Source organism: Pedobacter roseus (assembly GCF_014395225.1).
GTDB lineage: Bacteria > Bacteroidota > Bacteroidia > Sphingobacteriales > Sphingobacteriaceae > Pedobacter > Pedobacter roseus.
On sequence record NZ_CP060723.1, the window covers coordinates 3,213,811 to 3,231,988 of the forward strand.

At 40.1% G+C, this 18,178-nt stretch carries 12 protein-coding genes; 2 read left to right on the forward strand and 10 right to left on the reverse strand.

The window, feature by feature from the left end:
• Positions 1-484: 484 nt before the first annotated feature.
• The 9 genes from H9L23_RS13295 to H9L23_RS13335 all read right to left on the reverse strand — a co-directional run bounded on the left by H9L23_RS13295 (position 485) and on the right by H9L23_RS13335 (position 13,329).
• Positions 485-1,648 (reverse strand): efflux RND transporter periplasmic adaptor subunit, encoded by a 1,164-nt coding sequence (locus H9L23_RS13295; RefSeq protein ID WP_187590876.1) that lies wholly within the window; start codon positions 1,646-1,648, stop codon positions 485-487.
• Between the two features lie 11 nt (positions 1,649-1,659).
• Positions 1,660-6,033, reverse strand: coding sequence for a CusA/CzcA family heavy metal efflux RND transporter (locus H9L23_RS13300; RefSeq protein WP_187590877.1), 4,374 nt, complete (start codon positions 6,031-6,033; stop codon positions 1,660-1,662).
• A 111-nt stretch (positions 6,034-6,144) separates the two neighbouring features.
• Positions 6,145-6,462 carry a DUF6660 family protein gene (locus H9L23_RS13305; RefSeq protein WP_187590878.1) on the reverse strand — a complete coding sequence of 106 codons (318 nt, stop codon included), beginning with the start codon at positions 6,460-6,462 and terminating at the stop codon, positions 6,145-6,147.
• 374 nt (positions 6,463-6,836) lie between these two features.
• Positions 6,837-9,590, reverse strand: a complete 2,754-nt coding sequence (locus H9L23_RS13310; protein WP_187590879.1) for a glycoside hydrolase family 2 protein — start codon at positions 9,588-9,590, stop codon at positions 6,837-6,839.
• Positions 9,591-9,801: 211 nt separating this feature from the next.
• Positions 9,802-9,981 carry a hypothetical protein gene (locus H9L23_RS13315; RefSeq protein WP_025142680.1) on the reverse strand — a complete coding sequence of 60 codons (180 nt, stop codon included), beginning with the start codon at positions 9,979-9,981 and terminating at the stop codon, positions 9,802-9,804.
• Positions 9,982-10,157: 176 nt separating this feature from the next.
• A complete protein-coding gene (locus tag H9L23_RS13320; RefSeq protein WP_187590880.1) occupies positions 10,158-11,444 on the reverse strand; it encodes an MFS transporter in 1,287 nt (428 codons plus the stop codon).
• A gap of 11 nt (positions 11,445-11,455) precedes the next feature.
• A complete protein-coding gene (locus tag H9L23_RS13325; RefSeq protein WP_187590881.1) occupies positions 11,456-11,674 on the reverse strand; it encodes a hypothetical protein in 219 nt (72 codons plus the stop codon).
• Positions 11,675-11,718: 44 nt separating this feature from the next.
• The gene (locus H9L23_RS13330) at positions 11,719-12,330 is read right to left on the reverse strand and encodes a TetR/AcrR family transcriptional regulator (protein WP_187590882.1); all 612 of its coding nucleotides are present in this window, start codon (positions 12,328-12,330) and stop codon (positions 11,719-11,721) included.
• Between the two features lie 102 nt (positions 12,331-12,432).
• On the reverse strand, positions 12,433-13,329 hold the full coding sequence (locus H9L23_RS13335) for a hypothetical protein (RefSeq protein WP_187590883.1): 897 nt from the start codon (positions 13,327-13,329) through the stop codon (positions 12,433-12,435).
• Positions 13,330-13,881: 552 nt separating this feature from the next.
• Between H9L23_RS13335 and H9L23_RS13340 the strand changes: the two genes are divergently transcribed.
• Together H9L23_RS13340 and H9L23_RS13345 are read left to right on the forward strand one after the other, a co-directional pair.
• Positions 13,882-14,319, forward strand: a complete 438-nt coding sequence (locus H9L23_RS13340) for a hypothetical protein (protein ID WP_187590884.1) — start codon at positions 13,882-13,884, stop codon at positions 14,317-14,319.
• Between the two features lie 363 nt (positions 14,320-14,682).
• Positions 14,683-15,057 (forward strand): LytR/AlgR family response regulator transcription factor, encoded by a 375-nt coding sequence (locus tag H9L23_RS13345; RefSeq protein ID WP_187590885.1) that lies wholly within the window; start codon positions 14,683-14,685, stop codon positions 15,055-15,057.
• A 710-nt stretch (positions 15,058-15,767) separates the two neighbouring features.
• On the opposite strand, the gene H9L23_RS13350 is transcribed toward H9L23_RS13345, so the two are convergent.
• Positions 15,768-18,155, reverse strand: coding sequence for a TonB-dependent receptor domain-containing protein (locus H9L23_RS13350; protein ID WP_187590886.1), 2,388 nt, complete (start codon positions 18,153-18,155; stop codon positions 15,768-15,770).
• Positions 18,156-18,178: the final 23 nt, after the last annotated feature.

Here is an 18,178-nt window from a genome sequence, read left to right on the forward strand (position 1 = left end):
CTTTTTACACTAAAATTGTTTTAATTTTTTTATGATTATAAAATTACGTTAATTTTTTGATGATGGAAATAGTTGGAGTAGGAAGTCCATAGTCGTGAGTCCGAAGTCCTTTGTCGGCAATCTATAGTCTTAAATCAAAAAAGTCGTCATTGCGAGAAGGCTTTTTCAGCCGACGAAGCAATCTTTCTTGCAAGAATCGCAGACAGGAAAGATTGCTTCGTCGTACCTTCTCGCAATGACGAACCGATTTAAAAAGCCGTCATTCCGACCGTAGTGGAGAAATCTATTAAGTTAGGCTTCATATAGATCTCTGCGTTCCACTGCGCTTCAGTAGAGATGACGGCTGGAGTGTATCTTATTATAAAAATAGATCCTGAAAGAAATCCTATAGCTATCGGATCAGGATGACGTATTGCCTTGTATTTGATCCTGATACAATTAACCGATTTAAACAGTTAACCAATTAACCATCCTACCCAATAAACTAATGCCCCTCATCTTCTTCTGCATTTTTCACTTTACTCAAAATATCATAAGCGCCTTTTACCACCACTTTGGGTTTGGTTACTGTTTCTTCAAATGATACCTGCGTGTAGCCATTTTCGGCAACATTTGTTTTTACTTCCATCATGCGGTAACGATAAGCCAGTTTAGAGGCAGATTGTTCGATAAATACATATTTCTTGCCTTCAAATTCAACTATAGCAGCATCGGGCAAAGCTTCAACCTTGTTAGCACCGCTTTCTACATAGGCTTTAAGGTACATACCCGGGAGCAGTTGGGTATCTTCTTTATCTAAATGACAATGGATCTGAACAGTACGTTCTTTGCTAATTTCGCGACCGATTAAATGCACGGTTGCCATGCGTTCCTTTTCTTCGTTGGCCAGGGTAAAACGTACTTTCTGACCAATTTTAAGCTTGGGCACATCCTTTTCAAAAACGGTAAGCTCCGCATGTAAATGTTCGGTATCGGCAATTTTAAACAATTCATCAGTTGTGCTGGCAAAAGCACCAATATTGGTATTTACCTGCGTTACGTAACCTGCCATTGGCGCATAAAGGTTAAAGGTTTTTAATATCTTTCCTTTTTCTAAAGCAGCAAAATCAATGTTGATCAGCGAAAGTTTAGACCTTTGCCCCAATAAACGCGCACTTACACTCTGGTATTCGCTCCGGGCTTTTTGAAGTGCTTTTTTGGAGTTTACATTTTCTTTTGCCAACTCTTCCTGACGATCCAACTCCTGTGTTAAAAACTGTAACTGGCTTTTGTAATCCAGGTAATCCTGTTGCATCTGGATAAATTCGGGGTTTTGCATTACGGCGACCAATTCACCTTTTTTCACCCGCATTCCCTGCAACATGGAGGTACTTTTCACGATTCCTTCTAAAGGGGTAGAAATGGAAACCAAACTTTGTGGGGGCAGATCGAGCATTCCGTTTACCTTGGTGGTACCGCTCAGCTCTTTTAACTCAATTTCACCCAGAGTAATTTCGGCCAGTTTATGTTGTTCTGGCGTTAAAGTAACAATATCGCTTTCCTCGTGAACTGTTTCTTTTTCTGGTGCTTTTTCTTCTTTAGGACTTCCACAGGCAGTGAGGTAAAGCACTAAAGTTAACAGACTTAAATATTGATATATGGATTTCATGTTCTTCTTAATTATAATGAATTGGAATTACCGGTGAGGAATTCGATGTGGTTAATGCTCTGGTTAAGCTGTAATAAAGCCATCAGGTTACTTTCATAAATGGTGTTTACCTGCTTTAAATTGAGCAAATATTCGGAATAACCGATTTCCCCGTTCTGGTAAGCAATGCGGCTGTTCTTTAAAATCAATGCGGCATTTGGCAGCGCTGAGGATTGAAAATAACCATAGCGGTCTTTGTTTTTAATGTATTCGCGGAGTACCTGCTGATATTGTCCGGTTAACCTGCGCTCCTGCAGGTCAAGATCACTGGTGGCAATATCTTTACTAATGGCTGCCGCTTTAGCCTTTGCCGAATAAGATTTATAGAACAATGGAAAAGCCAATCCTACCTGAAAACCCTGAAAACGTTTATCCTGACCAAAATACACCTCACTGCCATTTACATTCTGAAAACCGGTAAGCGATTGGTTAAAATAGCCCAAAGTAATATCAGGAAGCGCTTTTGCCAGTTCGACTTTGCGCTGTTTATCGGCGATAACAATCTGCTGCCTGAAATAAGCCAATAGCGGATTATCTTTTACGGAGGCACTATCTGATACCGGAACGATACTTTTTTCTTTAAGGTCTTTTTCGCTAATATTTATCGTACTTCCCAAAAGTGTGGCAAGCTGACTGTTGTAAATTTCGATATCAGCCCTGTTCTGTTCCAACTGACTTTGTACTTCTTTCAACTGGGTTTCTGCCGCTACTTTCTCTAAAAGATTACCTTCTCCGGTTTTATATTTCAGCGAGGCTGATTTAACAAAACCTTTATAAATGCTATCCTGCTGTAACAACAGTTTATCTTTAGAATAAAGGTATTGGAGATTGGTGTAAACGGTTTTCACCTGGTAAACCAACTCATTTTTAGTCGACGCCACCTGAAACTGGCTCGCCTTGATTCGCTCATCTCCCAGTGCCGAATTTGCTGAAAAAAGCGTAGGAAAAGGAATGGTTTGCGAGAGCGTGAAGTTCTTGTCGTTCTTGATCAGGCTATTGTATTGCCCATACATCATTGAGATATCGGTTTTGGGCATTTCGAAAGCTGTTTTCTTTAACTGTTCCTGTAAATCCACGTTCAAACTAGCATTACTAACCACTTTGTTATTTTGCAGTGCTGATGATACCGCCTGATTTAAGCTTAAATCTGTAGTTTGCGCCTGTGAAGATGGAACCGCAAATAAAGATGTAATTAAGATAAACAAACCAGCCACCGGAGCAATTTTAATTTTTTTCTTCCCCATTTTTTCTATCCAGATGTAAAGGATAGGCAGTACCAATAAAGTAAGTAAGGTGGCAGAAAGCAAACCACCAATTACCACGGTTGCCAATGGACGTTGCACTTCTGCACCGCTTCCGCCTGAAATCGCCATCGGTAAAAAACCTAATGAGGCCACTAGCGCAGTCATAATAACCGGACGAAGCCTTATCGAAGTTCCGGTTTTGATAATTTCTATTATATCTGTCATTCCTTCTTTTTTTAACCTGTTAAATTCACTAATGAGTACGATCCCGTTGAGTACGGCTACACCAAACAGGGCAATAAAACCGATGCCTGCCGAGATGCTAAAAGGCATTCCCCTTGCCCATAATGCCAATACGCCACCAATGGCCGATAAAGGAATGGCGGTAAAGATTAATAAGGCATGTTTAATGGATGAAAAGGTGAGGTAAAGCAATAATAAAATCAGCAGTAAAGCCAAAGGAACAGCAATAGCGAGCCTTTTATTTGCGGCCTGCAGGTTTTCGAAAGTACCGCCAAAAGTTGGATAATAACCCGGCGCAAATTTCACTTCATTATCTATTTTCTGCTGGATTTCTTTCACAATGCTCTCTACATCCCTTCCCCTTACGTTAAAACCAACGGTAATTCGCCTTTTGGCATCATCACGCTGTATCTGGTTAGGGCCTTCTTTATAATCGATATCGGCCAGCTGTTCTAAAGGGATTTGGTTTCCGTTGGGAGCGGTAACGAAAAGATTTTTCACATCCTCCAGCGACTGTCTGTTTTCTTTTTCCAAACGTATCACCATATCGAAACGTTTCTCGCCTTCAAATACCAATCCAGCCACTTCACCTGCAAAACCAGAGCGGATAGCGGTATTCACATCTTCTATATTAAGCCCAAATTGCGCGATTTTATCCCTGTGAAACTTAATGATCACCTGCGGAAGTCCTGAGGCCTGCTCTACATAAACATCCTGAGCACCTTCTATTTTACCTGCGATTGCACCAATTTTTGAAGCATAACTGCTCAGTTTGGCAAAATCTTCTCCGTAAACTTTGATTACTACATCCTGCCGTGCCCCCGTCATCAGCTCATTAAAACGCATCTGGATAGGCTGTTGAAAACCAAAGGTTACCCCGGGAATATATTGTTCGAGCTTTTGCTGCATTTTCTGTGCAAGTTCTTCTCTTGTTGAAGCGCTTGTCCAATCGCTTTTATCTTTCAGGATGATCATGAGGTCGCAGGCTTCAACCGGCATCGGGTCAGTAGGAATTTCACTCGAACCGATCTTCCCGATTACTTCCTTTACCTCCGGGAAATTGGCTTTTAGCACTTTTGCAGCACGGGTTGAGGCCTCGATAGTCTGCGATAAACTGCTTCCGGTGAGTACCCGCGTTTCTACGGCAAAGTCTCCTTCTTCTAAAGTGGGGATAAATTCGGCGCCCAGGTAATTGAAAATGATTAAACAGATGGCAAATAGTGCCAGTGCAATACCTACCACCAATACCCTTGCCCTGATGGCAAAATTGAGCAATGGCGTGTAAACCCGCTGGAAGAAAGCCATAATCCTATCGGAAATGTTCCTTTTCGTACTAATGGTTTTGTTGAGGAACAGCGCACTCATCATGGGTACATAAGTGAGTGATAGAATAAAGGCACCAAGAATGGCAAAAGCAACGGTTTGTGCCATTGGCCTGAACATTTTGCCTTCAATACCCACCAAAGCAAGAATAGGCAGATAAACGATTAGGATAATGATCTCACCGAAAGCCGCACTGTTTCGAATTTTTGAGGCCGATTCGAAAATCTCTGCATCCATTTCCTGTTGAGTTAGCCGGTTTCTGTTTTTGCGGAGGCCAAGGTGATGGAGCGATGCTTCTACGATAATCACTGCACCATCTACAATCAATCCAAAATCTATTGCCCCAAGGCTCATCAGGTTTCCGCTTACGCCAAAAAGGTTCATTAAACATACGGCAAACAACATCGCCAGTGGAATTATTGAAGCTACAATCAAGCCTGCGCGGAAATTACCCAACAGCAACACCAATACAAAGATCACAATCAAAGCACCTTCTGCAAGGTTTTTGGTTACTGTACCAATGGCGCTGTTTACGAGTTTGGTGCGATCGAGAAAGGGTTCTACCACAACACCTTCGGGCAGGTTTTTGGAGATCTGCGTCATTCTGGCTTTCACATTGGCAATTACCTTTGATGAATTGGCACCTTTTAACATCATTACCACAGCACCAACCACTTCACCCTGATCGTTCCTCGTCATGGCGCCATAGCGGGTTGCCGCACCAATTCGTACTTCGGCCACATTACGGATCAACACCGGGATGCTGTTCGCATTGGTGCGCACCACAATGTTTTCGATATCTTCGATGCTGTTGATCAAACCTTCGCTCCTGATAAAATAAGCGTTTGGTTTCTTATCGATGTAAGCACCCCCCGTATTCTGGTTATTCTTTTCGAGCGCGGTAAATATATCACTGATGGAAATATCCATACTCCGGAGTTTATCTGGATTGAGGGCAATTTCGTATTGTTTGAGGTATCCCCCAAAACTGCTTACATCGGCTATTCCCTCTACCCCTAAAAGCTGCCTGCGTACAATCCAATCCTGAATGGTACGGAGTTCGGTAGCATCATATTTTTTTTCGTATCCTTTTTTGGGGTGGATTACATATTGATAAATCTCCCCCAAACCAGTGGTTAAAGGCGCAACCTCTGGCGTTCCTATTCCTTTTGGGATATTCCTTTCTACTTCGGACAAGCGTTCGCTCACCTGTTGCCTCGCCCAGTAAATCTCTACGTTTTCTTTAAAAACAACGGTAACTACCGAAAGTCCGAAGCGGCTAAAAGAACGGATTTCTTCGATGCCGGGTATGGTGGCCATGGTTTGTTCTACCGGATAGGTTACAAACCTTTCGATATCCTCGGCCCCGTTGCTGGGCGAATTGGTAATAATCTGTACCTGGTTATTGGTAATATCAGGAAGTGCATCAATTGGCAGTTGCTTTAAGGAATATATGCCCCAGGCAATCAACGCCAGCATCATAATCCCCACCAGCAATTTCTGCCTGATGGAGAACTGTATTATTTTGTTCAGCATTATGGGTATAATCAAAAATTAATGAATAGCAGGATGACATACGCTTGGGACTAAAACCCTTGCGTGGTGCAGGCTAAAATTTATGGCCTTAGGCCATATAGGAAATATTAATTATACGAGTTTAGGCGGTTGCCAAACATCAACAGGCTGTTTTTTTAAATCAGAGCAGTAAAAGCCCGGGTAAGATTGCTGAAAAACAGGAACGACCACTGTAGTTGTTTTTTCAAGAGGGAAATGTTGTGCCACTGAACAGCAGGCACAGCTGCAAAACGGCGGACACATTTCGCCACCAGCATGCTCGCCTTTGGCCGCATCGCGGTGCACAACAGTTTCGAACTGAGCGCTTGTAACCATATCATCCCTATCCTGGCAAGGCGTAACGCCCAGAAGGATGAGATAAACGGAAAATAAAAGCACAAAGTATTTCATTGGGAGCAAATGTAGTGAATATTACGCGAAAAGCGGAGAGGGTTCCCCCTATCCGCCCACCGGCACCTCAATTTCATTAAGTTAAGCTATCGGCACGGGTGAAAATAATTTAACCACAGATAAAAAGGATGCACACAGATGTAAAAATCCGTGTTTATCTGTGTACATCTGTGGTTAAAACCTTAACTTAATGACATTGACCGGCATCTTTCCCCCGAAAAGGCCTGTAAAACAAATATCGCACCTGCAATTTGTCCATCGCTATCCACACCCTCCTATCCGGCATAGAAGATTTTCGCAGGAAAAAGCACGATTTTTTTTGTATTGCCATAGGTTTTTACAAGAAAGGATTAAATATTTTTCATTTGGTGTTATTAATGAACAAAATCGAAAAGTAAAGTCCCGTTGAAGGTTTTACCTTCCGTTTTATTCTTCTGACTTTGAGGCCCCATCACTAAAGCCGACTGGAATTTGGTGCCTATGGCACTGATGCCTTTTAAGAAACCTATACTTCCTTCGGGGAAAGCGGGTTCTACATTGTTATTGCTTAGCGCAGCAGCTTCACGTGCGGGGAGGTACATTTGCAGGTAGGTATCCTGATCGGGAATATAAACGGTAAATGCCGCCTCCTTATTTTCTACCACTACCCAGTTTACTTCTGCATGATAACCTTTAAATTCGGGGTATCCCCAAGTTTCACCTGTAATCGAATTGTTATAAGCTTTTTGCCAAACGCCAAATTGCGGGCCTTTTAACCTGTTTTTCCAAACACGATACGGACCACGGCCAAGGTATTTAATCCCTGTAATTTTTTCTTCCGGATAATTAAAAGTAATGCCTATATAATCAGCATCTCCCTGCTGGCTGAATTCATATTCGAGTTTTACCAGTTTTCCGGGTTCAAATGTCCATTTTGCATGCAGGTTGCCCGTACCCTGATAGTCAGATTCTACAATGTATTTTTGTCCCTCGGCTTTAAAGCTGAATTTTTTCAATGCTGTATTTACACCAGCTAACAAAGGGCCATTTGATAAGGAAATATTCGCGTTGGGTTTAGCTACTTTTTCCAGATAACCGGTTGTTTTATCAAAATAATAGGTATTGCCATCCTGTTTTACTAAAAGTGATGAACCTGTTTCTTCAGCTTTTGCAACAGCACCAGAAGTCGTATTTTCTTGTTTAGCGGTAATCAGTTGAGCAGTTTTTATCGGCCAGCTCCAGGTAAATATTTCTTTCTGATCGGGACCATAAGCGGTTAAATACAAAGCATCACTCTGCGACCATGATTGAGGCAAGGGCAAATTGAGTGTGCCTTTTGTGCCAGGTTTAAGGTTTGAGGTAGCAGATCCGGTTGCAGTGATAATTGCCTTTGTTGAGGCATCTTTGGCGGTAGGAAAATTAACCAGTTTCCATTTAAAAGTGCATTTATCAAGGCTGGTGAAAGCGAACCTGTTGGCTATGGGGATTTTACCATTAAATTTTTCATCAATTTTTGGAAGATCGACAAAAACCGGCGACCATATTTCTTTTATAGTATAAAAGCTGCCTTCTTTTTCGCGGTGAGGGCCAACAATACCATCTGGTGCGTGGTTTCCGTCACCATCGTAAATGCCATTCTTATCCGTTCTGATCACATTTTCATCCACTAATGCCCATATAAAGCCACCTGCACCGTGTGGATGAATCAGCATCTGGTTCCAGAAATCATCCAAAGCTGCACCTGCACCACCATCGTAAAGGGCATGCATAAATTCAGTCGGGAAGAAAACTTCCTTTCCCGATGTAGCCGCTTTAACCATGTAATTGTAATCGGGATAGTGTTTGGTATCCGTTCCGTTAAATTTCTCCCAAGGGTGAATTACAGTACGTTTTTGCGGATCGTATAAGGCATAATCGTTATCGAGATCGGTATTAAAACCGCCTTCATTGCCATTGGCCCAAAATATAATGGATGGGTGGTTCACATCCCTGATCACCAGTTCCTTAACCAATCGGTGCCCGACAGTATTATCATATTTAGCCTGCCAGCCCGTTAATTCATTAATTACATAGAGCCCTAACGAATCGCAAACATCCAAAAATTCGGCATCGGGTGGGTAATGCGACATTCGTACAGCATTCATATTCATTTCCTTCATCAGCCTTACATCCATCAAATGTACCGCAGGACTTAATGTACGTCCGGTTTCGGGCCAGAAACTGTGGCGGTTAACCCCTTTTAAAAGTATTTTAACGCCATTAACATAAAAACCATCCCCATTGCGTACTTCCAGCGTACGAAAACCAAATTTTTGTTTCACCTGATGAACGAGCTTTTGCTGATTTATAATCCGAACCACCACCTGATATAAATTCGGAAATTCTGAACTCCACAGCAAAGGATGCGAAAGACTGGATTTTAATTTTTGGGTACTATCAACTGGGTTTGCTTTTATCGAAAACGGCTTACCCACATTTTCGCCATTCAAATTCTTTACCTGGGCTTCGATTATATCGTTTGCATTTAGATTTTGGCCATATACATCAACCTGAAATGAACCATCTGCCTTTGCATCAACCGCAACCCTTTCTATAAATTTATTTGGAACGGTTTCGAGATAAACAGGCCTGAAAATACCACCGAAAACCCAAAAATCACTTTTCCTTTCTGCATTATTGATGGAAGCATTAGCAGACATCTTATCTACTGTAACTTCTAACAAATTCTTTCCTCCAGGTTTTAAAAGTTTTGTAATATCATATTTGAAACGGTAAAATCCTCCCTGATGCACATCTCCGGCTAATTTCCCATTAATGGTTACCTTGGTGTCCGTCATAGCACCTTCAAACACGATAAATACCTTTTTCCCGGTTATTTTACCTGTTGCAAACTCATGGCGGTAAATACCCTGCTCTTTGGCTTTGTCTTTATCATGCCCGTAATTGTAACTTCCAAAGCCTTGTAATTCCCAGTTGGAAGGTACTTGTATTTTGGTCCATACGCCGCTTTTACGGCCAGCTGTACAATAAAAATCCCATTGTTTAGTATGGTCTTTATCTGTTCCCGAAAGGTAAGTTCTGGTGGTTTCCTGCGAAAAAACATGGTATGAAACCAATAATAAAAGCAAAGGGAATAATCTTTTGATCATGATATATTTGGGATTAGCATTAAACCATCCTGAAATTTAATTGCCTTTTTTAGGCCTTTAAATCTGGCGTTTACAAGATAATGGAATTTATGCTGATGTAGAACCAGTTAACTACTTTGATACAATAGCCGGTTCAAAAACCATACAAAAACAAAAAGCCTTCAGCTGTAAGGCTGAAGGCTTTCGTTTTTCCCAAAACGCAATAATTTAATTATTTCGCGCTATTTTTTTTCTCTGTTACTTCAGCTCTGATATCCTGAGCTAAAACTTTAAGATCTTGCATTGCTTTACGTACACGTGTACCTGCAGCAGCATTTCCACCATCATAAAACTTGGTTACATCTGCCTCAACTGAAGCGATCAGATTCTGTACTTCTTTAAATTTGTCCATAATGTTTTTTTCTTATTAGGATGATAGACCATCCATAATTCATTTTTTATACGCTCTGCTCAACAATAAGCAGGCCGCAAAACTAATCATTTTATTTACAATCAGCTGTTACAGCCCAATAAAGACGTTTTTTTAGGCGATTTATTGCAAACAAGGTGCAATTTTGTCCTGTTGCATTAAATTCCCTCCATTAAAACTGTTTCTTCAGCAATTTCCGGCAACACAGTTTTACTCATATTTTTCCTGGCGATAATCTGGCTTACCCTGAACAATAATAATATACTAAGTGCAGAGATGGCCACTACTACATAACCCACCATGTTATAATGTTCCAGGGGACTAAATTTGGTTTGTTGCACCACAATCATCCCGGCAGCTGTAGCGGCAATACCGCCTGCAATTTGCTGTAATGAGGCATTAATGCTCATAAAAGCGCCGCGATCGGCCATATCGGGCACCGCACTTGTTAGCGCACTCGAAGGAACCATCCTACTCAGCATCCCCATCATCATCAACACATTAAATACGAGCACGAGGTAAAATGGCGTGGTTGATAAATTGGTGTATATCACACATACAAACATCAGCCATATTGTTGCAATGGTAAAAAGTTTGAATTTGCTTACTTTATCACTTAATCTGCCGATAAGTGGCATAATCACCAAAGAACAGATGCCAGAAGTCATAAATAATATCGGTAGCTGTGCATTGGTTAGGCCCAGGTTATTCACGGCAAATGCACTTCCAAAAGGCATCATCATAAAACCGCCCACCGATAAAACTGCTGTTGCGGCAAAGCCAATACGATAATCACGTTTCGCAACAGTATGCCATAAATGTTTCAGTGCCGATTGATCCCGTTGAATCAAAAGATGCTGATTAACCGGTTTTAATTGAAGCAAAATCACAATCGCAATAATAAGTCCGATTCCGGCTGTTAATAAAAACGGCGATTCCCAGCCCCAGGCATTTGCCACATAAATACCGATGGGAATGCCCAACACCTGGCTGGCACCAAAACCCATTTGCACAAAACCCATTACCCTCCCGCGCTGCTCAAGGGCAAACAGATCAGCAATAATGGCGAGTGAGATAAAACCGATTACTCCCCCAAAAAGCCCTGTAATAATCCTTGCTGCCAAAAGCATGGGATAAGTGGTGGCCAATCCGCATAAAACAGTACCAATAATAAAGCCGGAGTAAAAAAAGATCAAAAGCTTTTTACGGTCGAATTTATCTGCAAAACCTGCAGTAAGCAAACCCGAAATCCCCGCACTAAAAGCATAAGCCGATACGGCCACACCAAAGGCAGCAGGTTTAAGATCGAGCGATTTCATAAGCATATCGCCCAATGGCGACATGATCATAAAATCAAGTATTACGGTAAACTGGGTCATGGCCAGTATAAACACCACAATTTTTTGATAAGGTGTGAATGGAATAATATCCTGTTTATTTTTCATTTTATTTCTTTTTAAGTGAGTGTACAGCATTCGAAGCCGCAACCCCTAATTAATTGTATGATGTAATTGTGTTTTAAAGCGGTAGATATAATGCGCAGTACACGGTCTTCATCATCAAGATCGATATTCCACTCTGTTATCCCCTCTTTGGCAAAAACATCCCTTAAAAGCTCCTTATTGGCAGCTTCGAGATTAGTTTTAAACAGTAAGATGTGATCAAAATTTTCCATTAATAAATGAATAATTATTTAATAATAAACTTCAAAAAAAAGCTTTAGTTTTTTAAAGCCTTTACAACGCGGTTGAACGCTGCCCACAATATCTCCTCAGTAATCTGAAAAGGTTTACCACCGACGCTCTTTCCTCTGTGGTGAAAACGGAGTAAGGAATACAACGGCGAATAAGCTACGGACCAATATACTTCGAAAGGCATTTCGTCCATTTCGCCTCTTTTAACCACATTCTGGATGAAAGTAGTAAGGTCTTTTTTAAACAGGCTCATTAAGTTCCCCTCTTCACCATTAAACATTTTCAAAAACTGATCCTGATAAGTAGAACTGTTGATCTGATCAAAAAACTGACCAAGCAATGGATTTTCAATCATGTATTTAAAGCGATTCCGCCATTGGATGCGCAACCCATCCTCCAGCGAAGCTTCCGGATTAAAATCGAGCAGCATAGCCTCTTCCATCCTCGCCCCTTCTTCCATTACAATTTTCACTATCAGATCGTCTTTATCCTTATAGTACACATAAGGCGTACCCACCGATATGCCACAGGCTTTTGCCAGTTTATTGATGGTAAAACCTTCCAAACCATATTTTACAATGGTTTCGATGGCTTTTTGCTTCACTAACTGCTCTTTATTGATATCCCTTGTCCGCATGATCAAATATAAACTTCGACAAAACTAAATGATTATTCATTTATTAACAAATAAATCAGGAAATATTTTTTGAGCTATGATTTTGCTGTTGCTTTAGCTCTTTTAAATAATCTCCAGTTCTGTTTTTCCCTGGGGAATGTAAAAAGTAAATTCGAGTTCCATTTCTTCCTGCGCCTTTTCATTTCTGAGTTTGATCACTGAACCGCCTTGTGGCGTAACCATACTGGCTATCTTACCATTACCGAATATTTTCACCTGTGCATTTGGAGGAATGGGCAGCATCTTAAAGCCAGATTTTAAATCGCCCAACATGCTCTTCATCCTTCCATCGGTTTCTTCTTTGCTCAGGTACATGGTTACCGCAGCTACCTGTTCCCTATTCGCAATTAGTTTTTTGAGCTGTTCTAAATCTCCTTTTGCAATCAGTTCAGACAATTTTTGATAAGCCTGGCGCAATTTATCATTTAATCCGGCAACCGATTTAAGATCTGTACCAGTTTGATAAGCACTGATATTATATGGCACTTCGGCGTTAAAAGTAGCTGTTTGGCTAAGTGAAGCTTGTTTTTTGGCAGGATTTACCTTTTCAACAGCATATTCGCCTGGAAGCTGTTCTTTAAAATCGAGGTTTTTAGCTGCATCATAAACTTTGATGCTGTATTGAAAAGTGGCGTTAGGGTTTAATATTTTCTGACCGGACATCGGAAGCATTTTGATGCTAATCTGCTGCTTTCCACTTTGTAAAATAGCCGAATTGATCGGGATCGTTGAAGAAGCCTGCCCGGGTAAATCAAGTGTAAATACCAATACATCGTTAACCCTCACTTCGAACATACATAAAGCAGCACTAAAATCAATCTGGTAGTAGGGCTGCACAGTGGCATAATCTGCTTTTTTTTCAACTTTTATAGGTGCAGGATTTAAAGAAATGGGATTTTGGGCATTACAGCCCAGCGATAAGAATATTGCTGAGAGCAATAATATAGAGATCTTTTTCATGTAAGATGGTATTTGTTTTTGGTGTACAGAAAAAACGTAAAACCAGCTATTTTGTTTGACGATGACGTAAAATCAAAAAGGCCACAACATCCATTGCGGCCTTTTCTATCAACTAACTAAACCTGTATAATACTAACCAAATATTTTACACCACAAAAGTAAAGCTGATATATAAAGCTGGTGTTAAGATTAGGTTAAAAGCTAAATATTTAACAATTGTTAAAATGATGACAACTACCGCGATCGATCAAGTCATAAAACACACTTTAGGCAATTATTACTAACTTAAAATACAAGATTAAACCAATATGTTGATTTTTGTCATCAACAAAATTTCATAATTGATCTAAAACTGTAATATTAAACATACAAAAAGTTCGGAAATAAATTTTTATAGTTTACCTTTGCGCCATGAAAATTGCTAGATCAACTTCTTTTGTTGTCCTTTTAACCGCCTTAATTTCTTCATCGTCAATACAGCTGATGGCTCAACAAAATCAAAATAGACAAATAGCTCTATTTGAAAACGTTGACAGGATAAATGGAAATAAAATGATTGAAAGATTAAGTGAGCAAAACAGGAACCGCAGGAATGGCAATCTATCACAACCGGAATACATCATTAACAGAAATAATTTAACCATCATTACTTTTAACGGCTTGGATTATTTTGTAAAAAATAACCGTGTTATTGGTATTAGGGGGCTAGATCTATCAGAAGAGGTACTGGACCAAATTACTGCGAAACTGGTTTTATTGGATAACGTTCAATATAACTACAGTGAACGTGCAACAACTGAATATGACAACCGTTTATTCTTGTTATCGCTGAAAATGTTTTCAAGCACAACAAGAGACATTGCAGCACTTGCAAAAGCAGAAAACCCATCTCTAAATGTGGAGAACAACATCGCAAAAATGCGTTTACCAAATGTTGACAGGGCTTTAGAAAACCAAAACACGCAAACACTGGTTCAATTGAACAAATAATATTACTCCTTCTTAAGGATACCTAAAAACTCCAATGGCTAAACCTGTTGGAGTTTTTTTTTAGGCTCAGACGATTAAGTAATTTTTATAGCATGGCCACCAATGCAGGAAAGCTAACCTCGCCAAAAAGTCTATGACGAATCCTGATTTAATCTGTGAAAAGTATTTGGATTAGTGACTTAAATTTTTACTACCTGTTTGTTTTGCCTGCTTTACCTTTTTTGCTTTATTTAAACCTTCTCTTTAAAAAACTTAAATTGTTATTGGAATTATTCATATTCTCGTGATTATTTCTTAAATTAACATAAAGAAAATCAGCTCATTTAAGCTGATGAAGCTTGATCCTGCACCACAAAAAATAGGATGATGAATACCTCAACCGTACCATACAGCTGTGTAATTTTAGATGATGAGGCTATTTTCATTAAGATTATAGAACGCTATATTTCCAATATCGAAAATCTCGAATTAAAAGGAAGTTTTACAAGTCCGGTAGATGCAATGGCCGCTTTTAAAAGCTACCCACAGGTAGATTTTCTTTTTTTAGATATTGAAATGGATGTTTCGGGATTCGACATTGCGCGAATGCTTAGAAACAACGTAAAATTTATCGTGTTCATCAGTTCTCACAGCGTTTACACCATCAGCGATTTAAAAAACGGCGACGAATTATTGGTTAAACCCGTTGATTTCAGGACCTTTCATGATGTTGTAAAGAATTTAATTTCAAAAATTTAAAACACAGCATTTGCTTAGAAGGATAAAGTGCTAAATCAAAACTTCGTTTACATTTCTTTTTATCCGTTTAAAACAGGGTTGGCAATGCTGCTATCACATAAAGTAGAAAAGCGTTAAATCCTTTATCGAATTATTTCAACTGTTCATGGAGTAAAACTGCCTATTGAACTATTGTTCATTTTATCATATCCGGCCTTGCTGTAAGTTTACACCAGATCATTAAGAGCGTTGATCATCAGGCGTTAACTGTTGAGATCAAATGAGTAAGGGATGACTCTTTATTTCTACGCTATCTCTTTGTTGAGGTAGTACCAGTTATTGCAAAAAGAGGGGAAAAGTACAGGGATATACCCAGTACCCTCTTTTTATTAGATTAACGCTGGCATAACACCTCATGATGATTTTTAAAGCTGCATTTAGCAAAAAATGCATTTTCGATTTTAAAACGCAATCACTTTCTCTGTCGGTTAATGGGGTAAATGGGGAAAAATTTCCCCATTTATATTAAAAGTCCACACCATCCTATTATAAGTATCTCAGTGTAAAAACTTTTTTTTTCCGCTCTAATATTGTAAAAAGGCCGCATCCGCGGCCTTTTTGTCCCTAATGTGTTTATCTTTTTAAAGATAAACGTTGAATTGTATATTACTTAATGCAAACAAAATGCCTGTTTAATTTAGCTTAGCGCAGTATTTAAGCTTAGCGCAGTATTAATTTCTGTTATCACTTTTTGCCTGTCTTATGCCCTGGTCTCCTGTTAAGTTTAAGCGGTACACAAAAGTTAACCGATATCTTGCCCCATTAGGAATACTGATCTGAGATACGGTAAAATCCTGCCCGGTTGTTGTAGTGGAGAATTTTCGAAGTTCGAACAGGTTGCTTACATCGAAAAGCAGGCTTGCACGGTCTTTCCAGAAATTTTGTGCCAGCCCCAGATCTATGCCATGGATCGCCTTCCTTTTACTTTGAGCCGCATCTCTTGGTCCGGAAAAATTATAACGCAGCTGCACACTTGATTTACCGGGCAGTTTTACCTGTGTACCAAACCTACCCGTAATGGTATGGCCAGAAAATGCAAAATCCTGACTGCTGTAAAATCCATCCTGACGAAACCTATAGGCATTCATTTCCATGTTTATCTGTAACCATTTATACGGATTATAAAGCAGGGAAAGTTCTATACCCGATCGCTGTTCCAGATCGATATTAACCGGAGTAGAGATAAAGAGTCCGTTTTCGCGGTAACTGTAATCGATAATTAAGCCTGTTTGGTGTTGGTAATATACTGATGGATTTACGGTTAAAGTACCCAGATGAGTAAGCAATCCCAATTCGAAAACGTCTGCATAAGAAGGATTAAGTTCAGGATTACCCACATAACGCGAATTAAAATCGGTGAGTTCGTTAAAGGGATAAAGATCGTTAAGTGCCGGGCGATTGATTCTTCTGCTATAACTCAATTGTAAAGTGGTTCCTTTTACGGCCCCATAACTAAGATGCACGGTAGGAAAAAGTTTAAAATAATTTTTAAGGTTATTGTAAGCATCGTTTCTATCAGCTATTTTAACCCTTGTATATTCCCCCCTCAAACCAAGCTGATAGGAAAAATGGCCCGTTTTATTCCTCAATTGTATATAACCACTTCCGATTAATTCATTATATATGACCCCATTGTCAATGCCGTCAATGGTTGTCCATCCATTTGCAGTTTCACTCTGAGCAAGAAAATCGCTGCTCACGCTTCTGTTTTCACCTTTAACACCATATTCGAGCACTGCATTACTATCTAATGGAAAAGTCATATCGCTTTGAGCAGCAAAATCCCGGTTAGCGCCAATTGAGCTGGTGCGGATTTGTGGCAGTTCCTGTAATGCAGGTACCGTTTTTTGGGTAGAGAGGTTCCAATCTTTATCACTGTTCCAAAAATCATATTGCATATCTACCGTGAGTTTTTTTCCCGGTTTCTTAAAAAGCCGGGTATAATTAAACTCTAACTGATTATAGTTTCTCCGCTCCCACGATTCTCCGTTTCTATGAAGTGCGCTATCTAATCCGGCACCCATTATCGAATAATCATAACCTAACCTTGTTTTATCATGATCTTTGGTTGCATTTAACAAATAAGCCAATGTAAGGGTATTCAGGCTATCGGGTTGATAATCTACCCCAAAATAGGCCATTCTCCCATCATCATGTCGGTTTTCGTCCTGCCTTTGGTTAAGCAATACCGAAGTTCCGTTTTGTCTTACCGATTGATCGGTAGTGTAAAGGCCTACGTAATCAGAGAAACGTACTCCAATGGTAGAAAAAAGATTGATTTTATTGGATTTAAAATTCAAACTGGGCGAAACCCTCGTTTCGTTGGGTGTACCGCCAACAAGCCTGATCTGTCCATTAAAGCCGCTTTTTTTATTTTTCTTTAATACGATATTGATAATCCCTGCAGAGCCAGAGGCATCGTACCGAGATGATGGATTGATAATCACTTCCACCCGCTCAACTTGGTCGGCGGCTACCTGTTCCAGCGCGCCACCTGCGGTTAATCCTGAACGACGGCCATTAATCAGCACCAATACACTGCTGTTTCCGCGTAAACTTATGGCACCACCCGGATCTACACTAACCGAAGGTACGCCAGAAAGCAATTCTGATACAGATCCCGATTGCGAAAGGATATCTTTCCCTACTTCGAACACTTTTTTATCGAGTTTTAAACTGATTGCCGACTTCTCTGAGGTAACGGAAACTTCTTTTAACAAGGTTGGATCGGGTTCCATCAGTATGGTTCCCAAATCGGTTGTTGTTTTTCCCTCCGCCAAAATCAATGTCTTGATTAATTTTGCATAACCCATAAAACTAAACTGGATAGTTACTTCATTTGCATCTGAAAAGGTGAGTGAGAATTTTCCCTTCTCATCGGCCATTCCCGAAACAAGGTTTTTACCTTGCCCATCAAGAATAACCAGGGTTACAAAGGGTATTTCAGTTTTAGTTGAACGTTCTTTGATCTGCCCATTTACGGTGTGCTTTGGCGCCTGTGCAAAGCAAAAAACTGTAGTATAAAAACTTAAGAGTAAAAGCGTAACGATGTGTTTCATGCTGCAAGATTAGCATGAGGAAA

What these genes read in the sequence shown, in the direction of transcription:
- H9L23_RS13295 (WP_187590876.1), bottom strand. Translation starts at nt 1,648, where the DNA reads ATGAAATCCATATATCAATATTTAAGTCTGTTAACTTTAGTGCTTTAC.
- H9L23_RS13320 (WP_187590880.1), bottom strand. Translation starts at nt 11,444, where the DNA reads ATGAAAAATAAACAGGATATTATTCCATTCACACCTTATCAAAAAATT.
- H9L23_RS13315 (WP_025142680.1), bottom strand. Translation starts at nt 9,981, where the DNA reads ATGGACAAATTTAAAGAAGTACAGAATCTGATCGCTTCAGTTGAGGCA.
- H9L23_RS13340 (WP_187590884.1), top strand. Translation starts at nt 13,882, where the DNA reads ATGATTGAAAGATTAAGTGAGCAAAACAGGAACCGCAGGAATGGCAAT.
- H9L23_RS13335 (WP_187590883.1), bottom strand. Translation starts at nt 13,329, where the DNA reads ATGAAAAAGATCTCTATATTATTGCTCTCAGCAATATTCTTATCGCTG.
- H9L23_RS13325 (WP_187590881.1), bottom strand. Translation starts at nt 11,674, where the DNA reads ATGGAAAATTTTGATCACATCTTACTGTTTAAAACTAATCTCGAAGCT.
- H9L23_RS13345 (WP_187590885.1), top strand. Translation starts at nt 14,683, where the DNA reads ATGATGAATACCTCAACCGTACCATACAGCTGTGTAATTTTAGATGAT.
- H9L23_RS13310 (WP_187590879.1), bottom strand. Translation starts at nt 9,590, where the DNA reads ATGATCAAAAGATTATTCCCTTTGCTTTTATTATTGGTTTCATACCAT.
- H9L23_RS13300 (WP_187590877.1), bottom strand. Translation starts at nt 6,033, where the DNA reads ATGCTGAACAAAATAATACAGTTCTCCATCAGGCAGAAATTGCTGGTG.
- H9L23_RS13350 (WP_187590886.1), bottom strand. Translation starts at nt 18,155, where the DNA reads ATGAAACACATCGTTACGCTTTTACTCTTAAGTTTTTATACTACAGTT.
- H9L23_RS13305 (WP_187590878.1), bottom strand. Translation starts at nt 6,462, where the DNA reads ATGAAATACTTTGTGCTTTTATTTTCCGTTTATCTCATCCTTCTGGGC.
- H9L23_RS13330 (WP_187590882.1), bottom strand. Translation starts at nt 12,330, where the DNA reads ATGCGGACAAGGGATATCAATAAAGAGCAGTTAGTGAAGCAAAAAGCC.